General features: G+C 70.8%; 12 protein-coding genes. 7 read left to right on the top strand and 5 right to left on the bottom strand.

Annotated features, from left to right (window positions below; translation table 11 throughout):
- Positions 1 to 16: 16 nt before the first annotated feature.
- Positions 17 to 1339 carry a leucine-rich repeat-containing protein kinase family protein gene (locus ACT54X_RS25320; RefSeq protein WP_294375244.1) on the top strand — a complete coding sequence of 441 codons (1323 nt, stop codon included), beginning with the start codon at positions 17 to 19 and terminating at the stop codon, positions 1337 to 1339.
- A gap of 51 nt (positions 1340 to 1390) precedes the next feature.
- Here the strand turns inward: ACT54X_RS25320 and ACT54X_RS25315 are convergent, their stop codons facing one another.
- Positions 1391 to 2035 carry a pyridoxamine 5'-phosphate oxidase family protein gene (locus ACT54X_RS25315; RefSeq protein ID WP_294375246.1) on the bottom strand — a complete coding sequence of 215 codons (645 nt, stop codon included), beginning with the start codon at positions 2033 to 2035 and terminating at the stop codon, positions 1391 to 1393.
- 70 nt (positions 2036 to 2105) lie between these two features.
- Here ACT54X_RS25315 and ACT54X_RS25310 point away from each other — a divergent pair, with 70 nt between their 5' ends.
- Positions 2106 to 2882, top strand: a complete 777-nt coding sequence (locus tag ACT54X_RS25310; protein WP_294375249.1) for an AraC family transcriptional regulator — start codon at positions 2106 to 2108, stop codon at positions 2880 to 2882.
- A gap of 40 nt (positions 2883 to 2922) precedes the next feature.
- Here the strand turns inward: ACT54X_RS25310 and ACT54X_RS25305 are convergent, their stop codons facing one another.
- Positions 2923 to 4521 carry an OpgD/OpgG family glucan biosynthesis protein gene (locus ACT54X_RS25305; protein ID WP_294375251.1) on the bottom strand — a complete coding sequence of 533 codons (1599 nt, stop codon included), beginning with the start codon at positions 4519 to 4521 and terminating at the stop codon, positions 2923 to 2925.
- Between the two features lie 169 nt (positions 4522 to 4690).
- Here ACT54X_RS25305 and ACT54X_RS25300 point away from each other — a divergent pair, with 169 nt between their 5' ends.
- Positions 4691 to 5461: an SDR family oxidoreductase gene (locus tag ACT54X_RS25300; RefSeq protein WP_294375254.1), complete on the top strand. Its 771-nt coding sequence runs from the start codon at positions 4691 to 4693 to the stop codon at positions 5459 to 5461.
- Here ACT54X_RS25300 and ACT54X_RS25295 read toward each other — a convergent pair.
- Positions 5407 to 6381, bottom strand: a complete 975-nt coding sequence (locus ACT54X_RS25295; RefSeq protein WP_476349303.1) for a DMT family transporter — start codon at positions 6379 to 6381, stop codon at positions 5407 to 5409. The two genes, ACT54X_RS25300 and ACT54X_RS25295, sit on opposite strands and share 55 nt — an antisense overlap.
- 66 nt (positions 6382 to 6447) lie before the next feature.
- On the opposite strand from ACT54X_RS25295, the gene ACT54X_RS25290 reads away from it, so the two are divergent.
- The 4 genes from ACT54X_RS25290 to ACT54X_RS25275 all read left to right on the top strand — a co-directional run bounded on the left by ACT54X_RS25290 (position 6448) and on the right by ACT54X_RS25275 (position 11433).
- A complete protein-coding gene (locus tag ACT54X_RS25290; protein WP_476349300.1) occupies positions 6448 to 7371 on the top strand; it encodes a LysR family transcriptional regulator in 924 nt (307 codons plus the stop codon).
- A gap of 7 nt (positions 7372 to 7378) precedes the next feature.
- A complete protein-coding gene (locus ACT54X_RS25285) occupies positions 7379 to 8272 on the top strand; it encodes a LysR substrate-binding domain-containing protein (RefSeq protein ID WP_476349298.1) in 894 nt (297 codons plus the stop codon).
- 290 nt (positions 8273 to 8562) lie between these two features.
- Positions 8563 to 10224 carry an L-lactate permease gene (locus ACT54X_RS25280; protein ID WP_017760114.1) on the top strand — a complete coding sequence of 554 codons (1662 nt, stop codon included), beginning with the start codon at positions 8563 to 8565 and terminating at the stop codon, positions 10222 to 10224.
- Positions 10225 to 10278: 54 nt separating this feature from the next.
- Positions 10279 to 11433 (top strand): alpha-hydroxy acid oxidase, encoded by a 1155-nt coding sequence (locus ACT54X_RS25275; protein ID WP_294375271.1) that lies wholly within the window; start codon positions 10279 to 10281, stop codon positions 11431 to 11433.
- Between the two features lie 645 nt (positions 11434 to 12078).
- On the opposite strand, the gene ACT54X_RS25270 is transcribed toward ACT54X_RS25275, so the two are convergent.
- Positions 12079 to 13008 carry a M48 family metallopeptidase gene (locus ACT54X_RS25270; RefSeq protein ID WP_294375278.1) on the bottom strand — a complete coding sequence of 310 codons (930 nt, stop codon included), beginning with the start codon at positions 13006 to 13008 and terminating at the stop codon, positions 12079 to 12081.
- Between the two features lie 26 nt (positions 13009 to 13034).
- On the bottom strand, positions 13035 to 13769 hold the full coding sequence (locus ACT54X_RS25265; protein WP_294375280.1) for a lysophospholipid acyltransferase family protein: 735 nt from the start codon (positions 13767 to 13769) through the stop codon (positions 13035 to 13037).
- Positions 13770 to 13851: the final 82 nt, after the last annotated feature.

Here is a 13851-nt window from a genome sequence, read left to right as displayed (position 1 = left end):
CGCCTAAACTGCCACGATGACCGACGACCTGCGACGGCTGCGCGCCGGCGAACTGACTGGCGCGAGTCGGCTGCGCATCGCGGCCGACCTCGACACCTTCCCGCGCGAGGTCTTCGATCTGGCCGACACGCTGGAGGTGCTGGACCTGTCCGGCAACTGCCTGAACACGCTGCCCGACGACCTGCACCGGCTGCACCGGCTGCGCGTCCTCTTCGCCTCATCCAACCGCTTCACTGAACTGCCCACCGCGCTGGGCACCTGCCCGCAGCTGGAGATGGTGGGCTTCAAGGGCAACCGCATCGCCCATGTGCCCGCCGAGGCGTTGCCCACGCGGTTGCGCTGGTTGATCCTGACCGACAACGACCTCGCCGAACTGCCTGCCGAACTGGGCCGGCGCCCGCGGCTGCAGAAGCTGATGCTGGCCGGCAACCGGCTCGCGGCCCTGCCCGACCTGCGACAGTGCCAGGCGCTGGAACTGCTGCGCCTTGCGGCCAATCGCTTCGGTGCGCTGCCGGGCTGGCTGGCCGAGCTGCCGGCCCTGTCGTGGCTGGCCGTGGGCGGCAACGCCTTCAACGCAGCGGTCGAGGACGCGGCACGCCATGGCCTGGCCTCGGACGCCATCGACTGGTCGGCGCTGCACATGGGCGAACTGCTCGGCGAAGGCGCCTCGGGCCGCATCCATGCCGGCATGCTGGGCGAAGGCGCGGCGGCACGGCCAGTGGCGATCAAGCTCTTCAAGGGCGAGGTCACCAGCGACGGTTGGCCACTGACCGAGATGGCGGCCAGCCTGGCGGCGGGTACGCATCCCCGGCTCATTCCGGTGCTGGGGCGGCTGCAGGGCCATCCCGAGGCTACGCAGGGCCTGGTGATGGCGCGCATCGCCCCGCACTACCGCACGCTGGCCGGCCCGCCCAGCTTCGACAGCTGCACGCGCGACGTGTATCCGGCCGATCTTCAGCTGACTGTCGATGTGGCCCTGCGCATCGCGGCCGACGTGGCCTCGGCGTTGGCCCACCTGCATGCGCGCGGCCTGGTGCACGGCGACCTGTATGCCCACAACCTGCTGTGGCGCCCCGATGCGCCGGCCGGTGAAGCGACCGCGCTGCTCGGCGACTTCGGCGCCGCCGCCTTCGCGCCGGAAGGCGCGCTGAGCGAGGCCCTGCGTCACATGGACGTGCGCGCCTTCGGCGTGCTGCTGTCGGAGCTGTGCGCGCTTGCCGAAGGCCCCGCGCCGGACGACGCGGCAGCCCTGGCCGAACGCTGCATGCAGCCCCACCCCGCGCAGCGGCCGGGCGCGCCGGCGCTCGCCGCCGCGACGGCCGCCTGGGCCTCTCGCTGACCCACCGCGAGGACCACAAAGACTGCTTGCAGCACGGGACGGGGCCGCGGGTCAGTACAGGTCGTGGCGCACAGCGTGCGTGTAGTGCGCGTCCACCTGCGCCACCTGCCCCTCGTCCAGCCCCATCACCGCCGCCTTCATGCGGCCGATGGACGGCAGCACCGCGCGGTCCAGCTGCGACTCGGGCGCCCACAGCCGGGCCCGGTTGATCGCCTTGCCGCAGTGGAACAGCGTCTCGTCGATGTCGACCACGACCCCGAGCTTCGGTGTCTTGCCGCTTTCCGCGAGGCGCGCCAGCAACTCCGACGCGCGGGACAGGCGCGCCCGGCCGTTGATGCGCAGGAACACCTCCAGGCCCGGAAAAAGGAAGAGCAGGGCCACCCGCGCGTCTTCCTCCAGGTTGCGCAACGAGGCCAGCCGGTTGTTGCCGGGCCAGTCGGCGAAGGCGACGGTCCGCGCGTCGAGTACCTGTACGAAGCCCGGTGGCCCGCCGCGCGGCGAAGCGTCCAGGCCGCCGCTGCTGCCCGTGGCCAGGCAGAAGAACGTGGCCGCGCGCAGGTAGTCGGCATGGAAGTCGGTCAGCTCCGGCAGCACGCCCTTGAGGATGGATTCGGCGGGCGGAGCATAGAGCCGGTCGAGGTCGATGGCCTCGGTGCCGTGCGGCGCGCCGGCCTGAGAAGGGTTGTGTGAAGTCATGCGGCCCATGCTAGGGCGCGCCAAACGCCGGTGCTAAGCTCGCCGCGCCATTCGATAGCGCGATCACGCCATGCTCCACCACGGCCCCTGGCTCGACCTGCACGACGACGACGGCGGCCCCCTGGTGGTGGGCCGCGCCGGGACCGAAGCGGACCATGACACCGCCCCGCATCGCCATGTACGCGGCCAGTTGATCGGCTGCGGCCGAGGCGTGCTCAGCGTGGGCACCGACGCCGGCAACTGGGTGGTGCCGGCGCGCCATGCCGTGTGGATACCGCCGCGCGAGCAACATGCCGCCCGCATGCATGGCGCCTTCACCGGCTGGTCGCTGTACGTGGCGAGTCCGGCCTGCGATGGGCTGCCGGCCGTTCCGTGCACGCTGTCCGTCACACCGCTGCTGTGGGAAGCTGCACTGCGCTGCGCCGGACGCACGAGCGCCGGACCCGATGCCGCGCAGGACCGCTTGGCCGTGGTGATCGTGGACGAGATCCGGGGCCTGACACTGCAGCCACTGGGCCTGCCGATGCCGCGCGATGCAAGGCTGCTGCGCATCGCCCGCGCCCTGCTGGCCGCGCCCGGCGAACGCCGTTCCCTGGTGGACTGGGCGGCCTGGGCCGGACTGTCGGACCGCAGCCTCAGCCGCCGCTTCGTCGCCGAGACCAGCCTGAGCTTCACTGCCTGGGTGCAGCGTGCACGTGTGCTGCGCTCGCTGGAATGGCTGGCCGAGGGCAGGCCTGTCACGCAGGTGGCGCTGGACCTGGGCTACGACAGCGTCAGTGCCTTCATCGCGCTGTTCAAGCGGCAACTGGGCCGCACGCCGGCAACGTACTTCGACCGCAACGCCTGAAGCGCGTCGCCGCGCCTGGCCCGGCGACCTCGCCGCCCGCTCAACCCGGCTGCAGCTGGTACAGCCAGGTCTCCGTCAGCGTGACGCCGCCGTTGCGCAGGTACAGGCGCATGTCCACCGGCTCGTTGTTGCCGGGCGCGGGCGTGAAGTCGAACTGCGCACGCCAGTGGCCCGGCACGCCGTTGGGCACGGCCTCGGTGAAGACGTACGAGAAGCTGCCGCTCGACGCCGTGAGCACCGCCTCGGGCTTGACGCCGAAGGGAATGTCCTTGAGCGTGCCGCCCACGAACTCCACCATGAACTTGCGCACGCCCTGCGGACGCGGCTGACCCGGCTGGCCGCCGCGTCCGATGCGCGTGGCCACGCAGCGTGCCAGCGGGCCGGGGAAGGGCTCATCGGCCTGCCAGTACAGGCGGTAGCGCAGGCTGTAGCTGCTGCCCTTGGTGGCGGGCGCGGCCGGCACCCAGAAGGCGACGATGTTGTCGTGGATCTCGTCGTCGGTCGGGATCTCGATCAATTGCACCGAGCCATCGCCCCAATCGCCGAGCGGCTCCACCCACAGGCTCGGACGCTTGTCGTACATCACGCCGTCCTGGTAATGGTCGAAGGCGCGGTCGCGCTGCAGCAGGCCGAAGCCCTTGGGCGCGCGGTCGTTGAACTGCGAGGCGCGCGTGACGGCCGGGTTGTTGAGCGGGCGCCAGATGCGCTCGCCACCGCCCGTCCACAGCGCCAGGCCGTCGGAGTCGTGCACCTCGGGCCGCCAGTCGATGCCGCGGGCGCCCAGCGTCTCGGAGTACCAGTACATCGAGGTCAGCGGCACCAGGCCCAGGCGGCCCACATCGCGGCGCAGGAAGAGGCGCTGCTCGATGTCCATGATGACCGCCGCCTTGCGCTGCATGACGAAGCGGAAGGCGCCGGTGACGCTCGGGCCTTCCAGCAGCGCATAGACCACGACCGTGGTGTCGTCCTTGGGCGGCTCGAACCAGAAGCGGGTGAAGTTGGGGAATTCCTCCGGCCGGTCGGCCAGGGCCACATCCAGCGCGATACCGCGGGCCGAGAGGCCGTACTGGTAGAGCTCGCCGATGGCGCGGAAGTACGAAGCGCCCAGGAAGGCCACCCAGTCGTTCTTGCGCCAGTCCAGCTTGGCCTGGTCGCCCAGGCGGCTTTCCTGGAAGCGGAAGCCGGCAAAACCTGCGCCGTCGGGCAACTGCTTGGCCGGGCTGTCGGCGGGCATGTCGAAGTAGGCGCTGTCGTAGACGATCTCGCGCGAGAAGACATCGCCGCCCGCGTTCTCCAGCACATGCATGTGCACCGGCACCTGGAAGAAGCGGCCCAGGTGGAAGAAGGTGACCGGGAAGGCGCCGGGCCCGTCCTTGAACAGCGCGTAGTCGGTGTCGAAGCGAATCTTGCCGTGGGCGTCGTAGTCGATGCGCTCCAGCACGTCCTTCGGCAGGCGGTTCTCCTGTGCATAGGGCCGGCCGGCCAGGGCCTGGGCGTCGGCCACGAGGCCGTCCCACGAGAAGGGCCGCGGCTGGCTCAGCTGCAGGGCCTTGGCGTTCTGTGCGGAGGCAGGCCGGCCCAGAAGACCCAGGGCGAAGGCGGCGGCGCCGGAAGAGACGAAGGAGCGTCGGTCGAGCATAGGCAGAGGCAGGCGTTGTTCTTGTGAAGGCCGCAACCATACCGCGCTCCGGGATTCCCCTCATGTCGGAAATCCGCTTCGATGCATCCCGTTGCGTTTGGCGCCTTGGCGACGGCCCCGCGCGGCAGGCGCTCTTAAGCTGCCGCACCGAAGGAGACAGACACGCACCATGGACACCTCGAACCTCTTCTCGCTCAAGGGCCGCACGGCCCTCGTCACCGGCGGCTCGCGCGGCATCGGCCGCATGATCGCCGAGGGCTACCTGGCGCAGGGCGCCCGGGTCTACATCTCGGCCCGCAAGGCCGACGCGTGCGACCAGACGGCGAAGGAGCTGTCGGCGCTGGGCCACTGCGTCTCGCTGCCGGCGGACGTGTCGACGATGGAAGGCGTACAGGCGCTGGTCGCCGCCTATGCCAAGCACGAGGACTCGCTCGACATTCTGGTCAACAACGCCGGCGCGGCGTGGGGCGCGCCCTATGAAGAGTTTCCCGAGAGCGGCTGGGACAAGGTGGTGGACCTCAACATGAAGTCGCCCTTCTTCCTGACGCAGGCGCTGACGCCCATGCTCAAGAAGGCGGCCACCGACCACCTGGCGAAGGTGATCCACATCGCCTCCATCGACGGCATCTCGGTCAACCCCTGGGAAACGTATTCGTACGCCGCCAGCAAGGCCGGCCTGATCCACCTGACCAAGCGCATGGCGCTGCACCTGGCACCGCAGCGCATCGTGGTCAGCGCCATCGCGCCGGGCCCCTTCGCCTCCAGCATGAACAAGGAGGCCCGCGACCACGCCGAGGAGGTGGCCGACCGCGTGCCGCTGCGCCGTGTGGGCACACCGGAGGACATGGCCGGCGCCGCCATCTACCTGGCCTCGCGCGCGGGCGACTACGTGGTCGGCTCCACGCTGGTGGTGGACGGCGGCTGCGCCTGGGGGCGCTGAGGCCGCTCACGGCGCGGCAACCCGGCCCACGCCGCGGCACCGGCGATGAGCAGGCCGCCGAGCCAGCCCGCCGCATCCAGCCGCTCGCCCAGCAGGGCGACGGCGATCAGCGCGCCGAACAGCGGCTCGCTGCCCATCAGCAGCGCAGCCCGGCTGGGCGGCATGCGCTGCACCGCATGGTTCTGCGCGAAGAAGGCGAACACGGTGCAGCCCAGCACCAGGAAGGCCATCGCGGCCCAGAAAGCCACGGACGCGGGCGGCGGCATCCAGCCGCCTGACCCCGGCCGCAGCGCCAGCACCGAGGCCCCCAGCGCCACCACGCCGCACTGCACGGCCGTGAGCGACAGCGCCGGCAACGCGTGGCGCGGGGCCAAGCGCCGTGTCAGGCACACCATGCACGCCCGCAGCAGCGCCGCCGCCAGCATCAGCGCCGCGCCCGTGGCATGGCCCGCCGGCGCCTGGCCATCGAGCGCCAGCAAAGCGGTGCCCGCCACGCACAGGCCGGTGGCCGCAAAGAGCCGCAGCGCCGGCCGGTGGCCGGACAACGCCCAGTCCACCCAGGGCGTGAAAGCCACGCACAGGCTGATCAGGAAGGCGGCCTGACCGGCCGGCGTGCGCCGCAGGCCCTCGGTCTCGCAGACGAAGATGGCCAGCAGCAACAGCCCCAGCACCCCGCCCACCGCCAGCCCGGCCGCCCCGCCCGGGCGCCGCAGCGGTCGCAACGCGGGCGCCAGTACCGCGAAGGTGAGCGCAAAGCGCAGCGCCAGGAAGGCGGCCACGGGCATCTGGCCCAGCACCGGCTTGGTGACGGCATAGCTCGCGCCCCACACGGCGGCCACGGCGAGCAGCAGCAGTTCAGGTGCGGCCAGGGCACCGGTGACCCGGTGGGCGCGCAGGCGGGAAGAGAACGTGATCGGCATGGCGGTGATTCTTGGGCGCCATCTTTCCCACGACCAGCCGCTGCGCCGGAACAAAATCCCTTCCCCATGGGAATCAATGCGCCAATGCACCTGCTGTCCGAGATGGTGGCGTTCGCCCAGGTGGCGGAGCGCGGCAGCTTCTCGGCCGCCGCCCGCGCGCTGGGCATGACGCCCTCGGCCGTGAGCCGCCAAGTGGCGCGGCTGGAGGAGGCCCTGGGCGTGCGCCTGCTGGCCCGCACCACCCGCCAGCAGCGGCTGACCGAGGCAGGCCGCGAGGCCTTCGCCCATTGCGCCGAACTGGCGGCCGCAGCCCGGGCCACGCTGCAGGTCGGCCAGCGCTTCGCGGCGGCGCCGGCCGGCGTGGTGCGGCTGAGCGCGCCCAAGGCCCTGGCCCATCAGGTGCTGCATCCGCTGGTGCTGGAGCTGCTGGCCACGCAGCCCAACCTGGAGGTGCATCTGGTCGCCGACGACCGCGACATCGACCCGGTGCGCGAGGAGGTCGACCTGGTCGTGCGCATCACCCGCCAGCCCCCCGAAGGCCTGGCCGGCCGGCCGCTGATGCCGGTGCGCCACCTGCTGTGCGCCGCGCCCGCCTACCTGGCAGCGGCCGGCATGCCCGCGCATCCGCAGGACCTGCCCGGCCACAGCTGCCTGTGGCTGGGCGAGCATCCGCGCGACCACCACTGGCGCCTGCGCCGCGGCGACGAGCAGGCGGAGGTGGCGGTGCATGGCCGCTATGCCGTCAACCACAGCGGCGCGCGGCTGGCCGCGGCGCGCCGCGGCCTGGGCATCGCCTGCCTGCCCGATTTCAGTGCCCGCGCCGCCCTGGCCGCCGGCGAACTGCAGCAGGTGCTGGGCGACTGGGAGTTCCTCGGCCCCTACACCGGCCAGGCCTGGCTGCTGTATCCGCCGGACCGGCACCTGCCGCCCAAATGCCGCACCGTGATCGACCATCTCGCGGCCCGCCTCTCGCCCACGCCCGATCCGTGACCACCCCATGACCGCCGTCCGCATTCCGCCCATCCAGTCCCTCCTGGCCTTCGAGGCCGTCGCGCGCCTGCGCAGCGTGACGCAGGCGGCGGCCGAGCTGTCGGTCACGCCCAGCGCGGTGAGCCACCGCATCCGGCAATTGGAGACGCAGCTGGGGCTCAAGCTCTTCGCGGCGCGCGGCGAGTTCCTGCCTTCGGCCGAGGGCGCGGCCTATCTGCTGCGGGTGCGCGAAGCCATGGCCGCGCTGCAGGACGCACCGCGCCCGGCCCGGGCGGCGCCCGCCTCCACGCGGCTGCGCGTGGCCGTGACGCCCACCTTCTCGCGCCAGTTGCTGTTGCCGCGGCTGGCGCTGTTCCGCCATGCCTACCCGGACATCGAGCTGATGCTGCAGGTGGCCATCCCCATCCACAACGTGACGGCCGAGGAGGCCGACATCGAGCTGCGCTTCGGCGTCGGCCCCTTTCCGGACCGGGAGTCGATGCACCTGCTCTCCGACGAGGTCTGCCCTGTGTGCAGCCCCGAGTACCTGGGCGAGGCCGGCCCCTTCGAGGGCGACTTCGACACCGAGGCCGAGATCGGCCGCGCCCACCTGATCCGCTCGCCGCTGGAGCCCTGGCGTACCTGGTTCCGCGCCTGCGGCATCGGCCTGCCCGAGCCCGCCTCGGGCAACCAGTTCAACGACCTGGGCCTGGTGCTGGACGCCGCCGTCGCCGGCTTTGGCGTGGCGCTGATGCGCCTCCGGCTTGGACAGGGCTGGCTGGACAGCGGCCGGCTGGTGCGCCTGTCGCGGCGCAGCGTGCGCTCGCCGCACGACTACTTCCTGTGCTGGAAGCCCGGTACGCTGGAACGCTGGGAGTGCGCCGCCTTCGTCGACTGGATCCGGCAGGCGATGCGGGGCTGAGGGCGCGCTGCGCGCCGGCCGTCCGCGGGCACCTTCGCCGAGGCCCGCCGCCCCCCGTCCGGCCGGGGCAGCTTCGCCGACGCCTGCCGCACCCCAGACCGTTCGCGCTGAGCTTGTCGAAGCCCCGTCCCGCTCCTTGCCGGCCGGCCGTGAAAAAGATTCACGCCCGCCGCGCATCGTTTTCAGCCCCCTGGCCGCCGCCCGCTCCTAAAGTCGCGTCCCGTTGCGTGGCAGCCGCACGACAGGCAGCATGCCCGCACCGTCCACAACAACACGCAAGGAGACACGCCATGCCCTGGCAGCAGATCTACGACCCGTTCGGCAACATGTTCATCTCCACCGCCCTCGCGGCGATCCCGGTGGTGGTGATGCTGGCCGCCTTGGGCTTCTTCCACATCAAGGCGCACATCGCCGCCGGCATGGGCCTCGTCGCCGCGCTGCTGGTGGCCGTCTTCGCCTACGGCATGCCCGCCGACCTGGCCGGGCGCGCGGCGCTCTTCGGTGCCTTCACCGGCCTGCTGCCCATCGGCTGGATTGTGCTGAACATCATCTTCCTGCACCAGCTGACCGAGCAGAACGGCAGCTTCGCGGTGCTGCAGGATTCGCTCTCGGGCATCACCGAGGACCGGCGCATCCAGCTGCTGCTGATCGCCTTCTGCTTCGGCGCCTTCTTCGAGGGCGCGGCCGGCTTCGGCACGCCGGTGGCGGTGACGGCGGCGATCCTGATCGGGCTGGGCTTCTCGCCGCTGGCGGCCTCGGGCCTCTCGCTGATTGCCAACACGGCGCCGGTGGCCTTCGGCGCGCTGGGCACGCCGGTGATCACGCTGGCCAAGGTGCACGGCTACGACCTGATGGAGGTGACGGCCATGATCGGCCGGCAACTGCCCTTCTTCTCGCTGATGGTGCCCTTCTGGCTGATCTGGGCCTTCGCCGGCCGCAAGGCCATGATGGAGATCTGGCCCGCCATCCTGGTCACGGGCGTGAGCTTCGCGGTGCCGCAGTTCCTGGTCTCCAACTTCATCGGGCCGGAGCTGGTGGACATCATCGCGGCCGTCGTCTCGATGCTGAGCCTGGTGGCCTTCCTGCGCGTGTGGCAGCCCAAGCGCATCTGGACCTCGCCCTCGATGCGCGGCAACGACCCCAGCGCCGCCGAGGCCAAGCCGCCGCAGCCGGTGCGCCAGCACAGCCGCGCCGCGCTGGTGCGGGCCTGGATGCCGTGGCTCATCCTGTCGGTGTTCGTCTTCGTCTGGGGCCTGCCGGCGGTCAAGACCTGGCTCAACGGCCTGTTCGCGCCCAGCTTCCCGATGCCGGGCCTGCACAACATGATCGACAAGATGCCGCCCGTGGTGACCACGCCCCACAAGGAGGCCGCCGTCTACGTGCTGAACCTGCTGTCGGCCACCGGCAGCGGCATCCTGCTGGCGGCCGTGCTCAGCGCCCTGCTGATGAAGTACAGCCCGGTGGCCATCGTGGGTACCTTCTTCCGCACGCTGTGGATGGTGCGCTACTCGCTGCTGACCATCGTGCTGATGCTGGCGCTGGGCACGCTCACGCGCTTCTCGGGCACCGACACCACGCTGGGCCTGGCCTTCGCCAACACCGGCGTGCTGTATCCCTTCTTCGGCACGCTGATGGGCTGGATCGGTGTGGCGCTCACGGGTTCGGACACCGCCTCGAACGTGCTCTTCGGCGGCATGCAGAAGGTGGCGGCCGAGCAACTGGGCCTGTCGGCCAACCTGATGGGCGCGGCCAACAGCTCGGGCGGCGTGATGGGCAAGATGATCGACGCGCAGTCCATCGTCGTCGCCTCCACGGCAACACGCTGGTTCAATCACGAAGGCGATATCCTCCGTTACGTTTTCTTCCACTCGATCGCGCTCGCGGCACTGGTGGGCCTTTACGTCACGCTGCAGGCGTATGTCTGGCCCTTCACCCTGACCGTGGTCCATTGACTAGGCCGAAGGCCGGCGCGCCCGTCGCGCCGCGCCGGCCCTTCCGAAGCATCCATGACCGTCATCACCAACATCGAAGACCTGCGCGTGCTGGCGCAGAAGCGCGTGCCGCGCATGTTCTACGACTACGCCGACTCCGGCGCCTGGACCGAAGGCACCTACCGCGCCAACGAAGAGGACTTCCACAAGATCAAGCTGCGCCAGCGCGTGGCCGTCAACCTGGAGAACCGCAGCACCGCCACCACCATGGTGGGCGTGCCCGCGAAGATGCCGGTGGCCATCGCGCCGGTGGGCCTGACGGGCATGCAGCATGCCGACGGCGAGATCCATGCGGCGCGGGCGGCCGAGAAGTTCGGCATTCCGTTCACGCTGTCGACCATGAGCATCTGCTCCATCGAGGACATCGCGCAGAACACGACGGCACCCTTCTGGTTCCAGCTGTACATGATGCGCGACCGCGACGCCATGGCCCGCATGATCGACCGCTGCAAGGCGGCCAAGTGCAGCGCGCTGGTGCTCACGCTCGACCTGCAGGTGATCGGCCAGCGCCACAAGGACCTCAAGAACGGCCTGACGGCGCCGCCCCGGCCGACGCTCAAGAACATCCTCAACCTGGCGACGAAGCCGCGCTGGGTGCTGGGCATGGCGCAGACGAAGCGTCGCACCTTCCGCAACCTGGTGGGCCATGTGAAGGGCGTGAGCGACATGAGCTCTCTGGCCGCCTGGACCAACGAGCAGTTCGATCCGCGCCTGTCGTGGGCCGACATCGAATGGGTCAAGCAGCAATGGGGCGGCAAGCTGATCCTGAAGGGGATCATGGTCGAGGAAGACGCTCGCATGGCCGCCGATGCCGGTGCCGACGCCATCGTGGTGAGCAACCACGGCGGCCGCCAGCTCGACGGCGCGCCCAGCAGCATCTCGGCCCTGCCTGCCATCGTGGACGCGGTGGGCCACCGGCTGGAGGTGTGGATGGACGGCGGCATCCGCAGCGGCCAGGACGTGCTCAAGGCCTGGGCCCTGGGTGCCCGCGGCACGATGATCGGCCGCTCGATGGTCTACGGCCTGGGCGCGATGGGCGAGGCGGGCGTGTCGCGGGCGCTGCAGATCATCCACAAGGAGCTGGACACCACGATGGCCTTCTGCGGGCACACGCAGTTGCAGAACGTGGATCGGAGCATTCTGTTGCCGGGGACGTATCCCATCGCCTGATGGGTGGTTGCTCAGGGTCTTGGATGTGCCTGGGGCTTTGAGGCTTTGACACTTTGAGGTGCTGCTTCGGCAAGGGCCGGGAGGTTCCGCCGTTGTCGATGGTCCGGCCCTGGCGCCGGTGAGGGCGTGTCGGCGCTTCAAGTGGGGCGGTCGGCGCTGCGCGCCGACTTCCCTGCGGTGCTCGGGCAGACGGGCCGCGGCAGAACTCGCTACGCGCTTCGCGCTGCGCTCAAACAACTGCCGCGAGTCAGTTCACGAAGCGGGCCTGTCCTTCGGCAGGCCCGCAGCCCGTCCGTCCTGCGCTCCTCGGCGCCCCACAGGCGCGCCGCCACACCCTCACCGGCACCAGGGCCTGCGTGATGGTTGATCGGCTGGCATGAGCGCCCTGCCAGCCTCAGGAGGACGTTTGCTGGTCGAGCGCCCGTCTTGCACCGGCTCTCTTAGTGCACCCCGCGGTGTCACGCGCGGCGGGGTCGGGGCCTGGGGGCCGCGGGCGATTTCTGAAAAAGTATGAGCCCGCGGCCCCCAGGCCCCGGCCCCGGCGCGCGCCCCCTGGCGCCAACACCCCGGCGCCCAAACCCCGATCCGAGCACAACCGAACCGACCCCGGACTAGAACCAGTTCAGGCGGGCCTCAAACCCAGCCTCACCCCCAGCGCGGCGCCGGCTCGTCCTTCAGCACCTGCCGCCGCTGCGCGTAGTCCGGCAGCACGCGCCCCACCTCGTCCCAGAAGCGCGGACTGTGGTCCATCACCCGCAGATGCGCGAGTTCGTGCACCACCACGTAGTCGATGATCGGCAGCCGATAGTGGATCAGCCGCCAGTTGAGGCGGATCGAGCCGTCCGCGCTCGCGCTTCCCCAGCGGGTGGCGGCGTTGGACAGCGACAGTTTGGTCCACTGCACGCCCAGCTGCGGCGCGAAGTGCGCCAGCCGCTCGGTGAAGACGCGTCGCGCCTGCCGCGTCAGCCAGGCCTGCGCCGCGTCGCGGATGCGGGCCTCGCCCACGTCCGGCGAGAGTGCCAGCCGCAGCACCTGCGGCGCATCGGCGCTGCCGTCGCCCACGTCCAGCAGGCCGCCCGTGCCGGCCTGGCGGTCGGTGGAGTCCAGGCGCAAGGTGACCATGCGCCCCAGGAAAGGCAACTGCGCCCCCTCGCGCCAGTCGATGCGGCCAGCCTCCCGCTGCGACTCGCGCTGGCGGGCCTCCGACAGCTTTCGCAGGATCCAGCCTGCCTTCTCCTGCAGGGCCGCCTCCACGTCGCGGATGGCCGCCCAGCGCGGCGCGCGCACTGCCAGACCCTCGCCGCTCACCGAGAAGCCGATGGTGCGGCGATGGCCCCGGTCGAAGGCATAGGCGATGCGCACGTCGCCCAGCACGATCTCGCGCGAGGCGCGCGGATGGGTGAAGACGAGGGTGCGGCTGTCCGGCGCGCGAAGCGGCTGCGCCGGCGCAGCCACGCCCTGGGGGGTCGGCGCAACGCCGCGCGCCTTCGCAGGCGGGAGGGGCGGCTCGACCGCCGGCGCTGGCGCCGGCGAATCGCCGAACAGGTCCAGCGTCAGCTGCAACAGCCGGTGCATGCCTGCGCCCTGCTTGCCAGCCGCCTTCAGTGGTAGGCCTCCGGGTCCAGGCGACGCATCTCGGCCTCGATCCAGGCCTGCACCTCGACCATGAGTTCGTCCGCCTTGCGGCCCGCGCTCGGGATGGCCGGGCCGATGGACACATGCACCGTACCCGGCGTCTTGACGAAGGCCTTGCGCGGCCAGCAGCGGGCGGAGGTCACGGCGATGGGAACGACAGGCACACCAGTCTCGATAGCCAGCCGCGTGCCGCCCGTCTTGTACTGGCCCACCTCGCCGCGCGGGATGCGCGTGCCTTCGGGGAACATGATGATCCACACGCCCTTGGCCAGCAGCTTCTTGCCCTGCGCCACCACCTTCTGGAAGGCCTGCGTGCGCTGCTTGCGGTCGATGTGCACCATGTCCAGCCGCGACATGGCCCAGCCGAAGAAGGGCACGTACAGCAGCTCCTTCTTGAACACGTAGGCCAGCGGATGCGGCATGAGCGTGGGCATCAGGAAGGTTTCGTAGGTGGACTGGTGCTTGACCAGCAGCACGGCACCGGCCTCCTTGTCCTGCGGCAGGTTCTCCATGCCGATGACCACGGGCCGGATGCCGAGGATCCAGCGCGCGCCGCCGATGGCCACGCCCAGCCAGCCGGCGGCGATGCGGTAGAGCGGCTCGCCGCGCACGAAGAGCGAGGCCAGCAGCAGCACGATGGCGTAGGGGACGACGGTGACCGCCATCCACAACACGTGAAGGGTCGAACGGAGAAAGGCCATCGGAACGAGGAAGGAGGAGGAGAAGGGAGGAGGAAGCGCCGCGCCCGGCAAGTCGGACCGGATCAGGGACGGGGCCAGCCGC

It is taken from the genome of Pseudacidovorax sp. DMC4, assembly GCF_056314265.1.
This window is presented reverse-complemented; position numbering and strand designations above follow the sequence as displayed.

Coding starts and splice junctions, on each gene's coding strand:
- ACT54X_RS25320 (WP_294375244.1), top strand. CDS start 17: ATGACCGACGACCTGCGACGGCTGCGCGCCGGCGAACTGACTGGCGCG.
- ACT54X_RS25315 (WP_294375246.1), bottom strand. CDS start 2,035: ATGACTTCACACAACCCTTCTCAGGCCGGCGCGCCGCACGGCACCGAG.
- ACT54X_RS25310 (WP_294375249.1), top strand. CDS start 2,106: ATGCTCCACCACGGCCCCTGGCTCGACCTGCACGACGACGACGGCGGC.
- ACT54X_RS25305 (WP_294375251.1), bottom strand. CDS start 4,521: ATGCTCGACCGACGCTCCTTCGTCTCTTCCGGCGCCGCCGCCTTCGCC.
- ACT54X_RS25300 (WP_294375254.1), top strand. CDS start 4,691: ATGGACACCTCGAACCTCTTCTCGCTCAAGGGCCGCACGGCCCTCGTC.
- ACT54X_RS25295 (WP_476349303.1), bottom strand. CDS start 6,381: ATGCCGATCACGTTCTCTTCCCGCCTGCGCGCCCACCGGGTCACCGGT.
- ACT54X_RS25290 (WP_476349300.1), top strand. CDS start 6,448: ATGGGAATCAATGCGCCAATGCACCTGCTGTCCGAGATGGTGGCGTTC.
- ACT54X_RS25285 (WP_476349298.1), top strand. CDS start 7,379: ATGACCGCCGTCCGCATTCCGCCCATCCAGTCCCTCCTGGCCTTCGAG.
- ACT54X_RS25280 (WP_017760114.1), top strand. CDS start 8,563: ATGCCCTGGCAGCAGATCTACGACCCGTTCGGCAACATGTTCATCTCC.
- ACT54X_RS25275 (WP_294375271.1), top strand. CDS start 10,279: ATGACCGTCATCACCAACATCGAAGACCTGCGCGTGCTGGCGCAGAAG.
- ACT54X_RS25270 (WP_294375278.1), bottom strand. CDS start 13,008: ATGCACCGGCTGTTGCAGCTGACGCTGGACCTGTTCGGCGATTCGCCG.
- ACT54X_RS25265 (WP_294375280.1), bottom strand. CDS start 13,769: ATGGCCTTTCTCCGTTCGACCCTTCACGTGTTGTGGATGGCGGTCACC.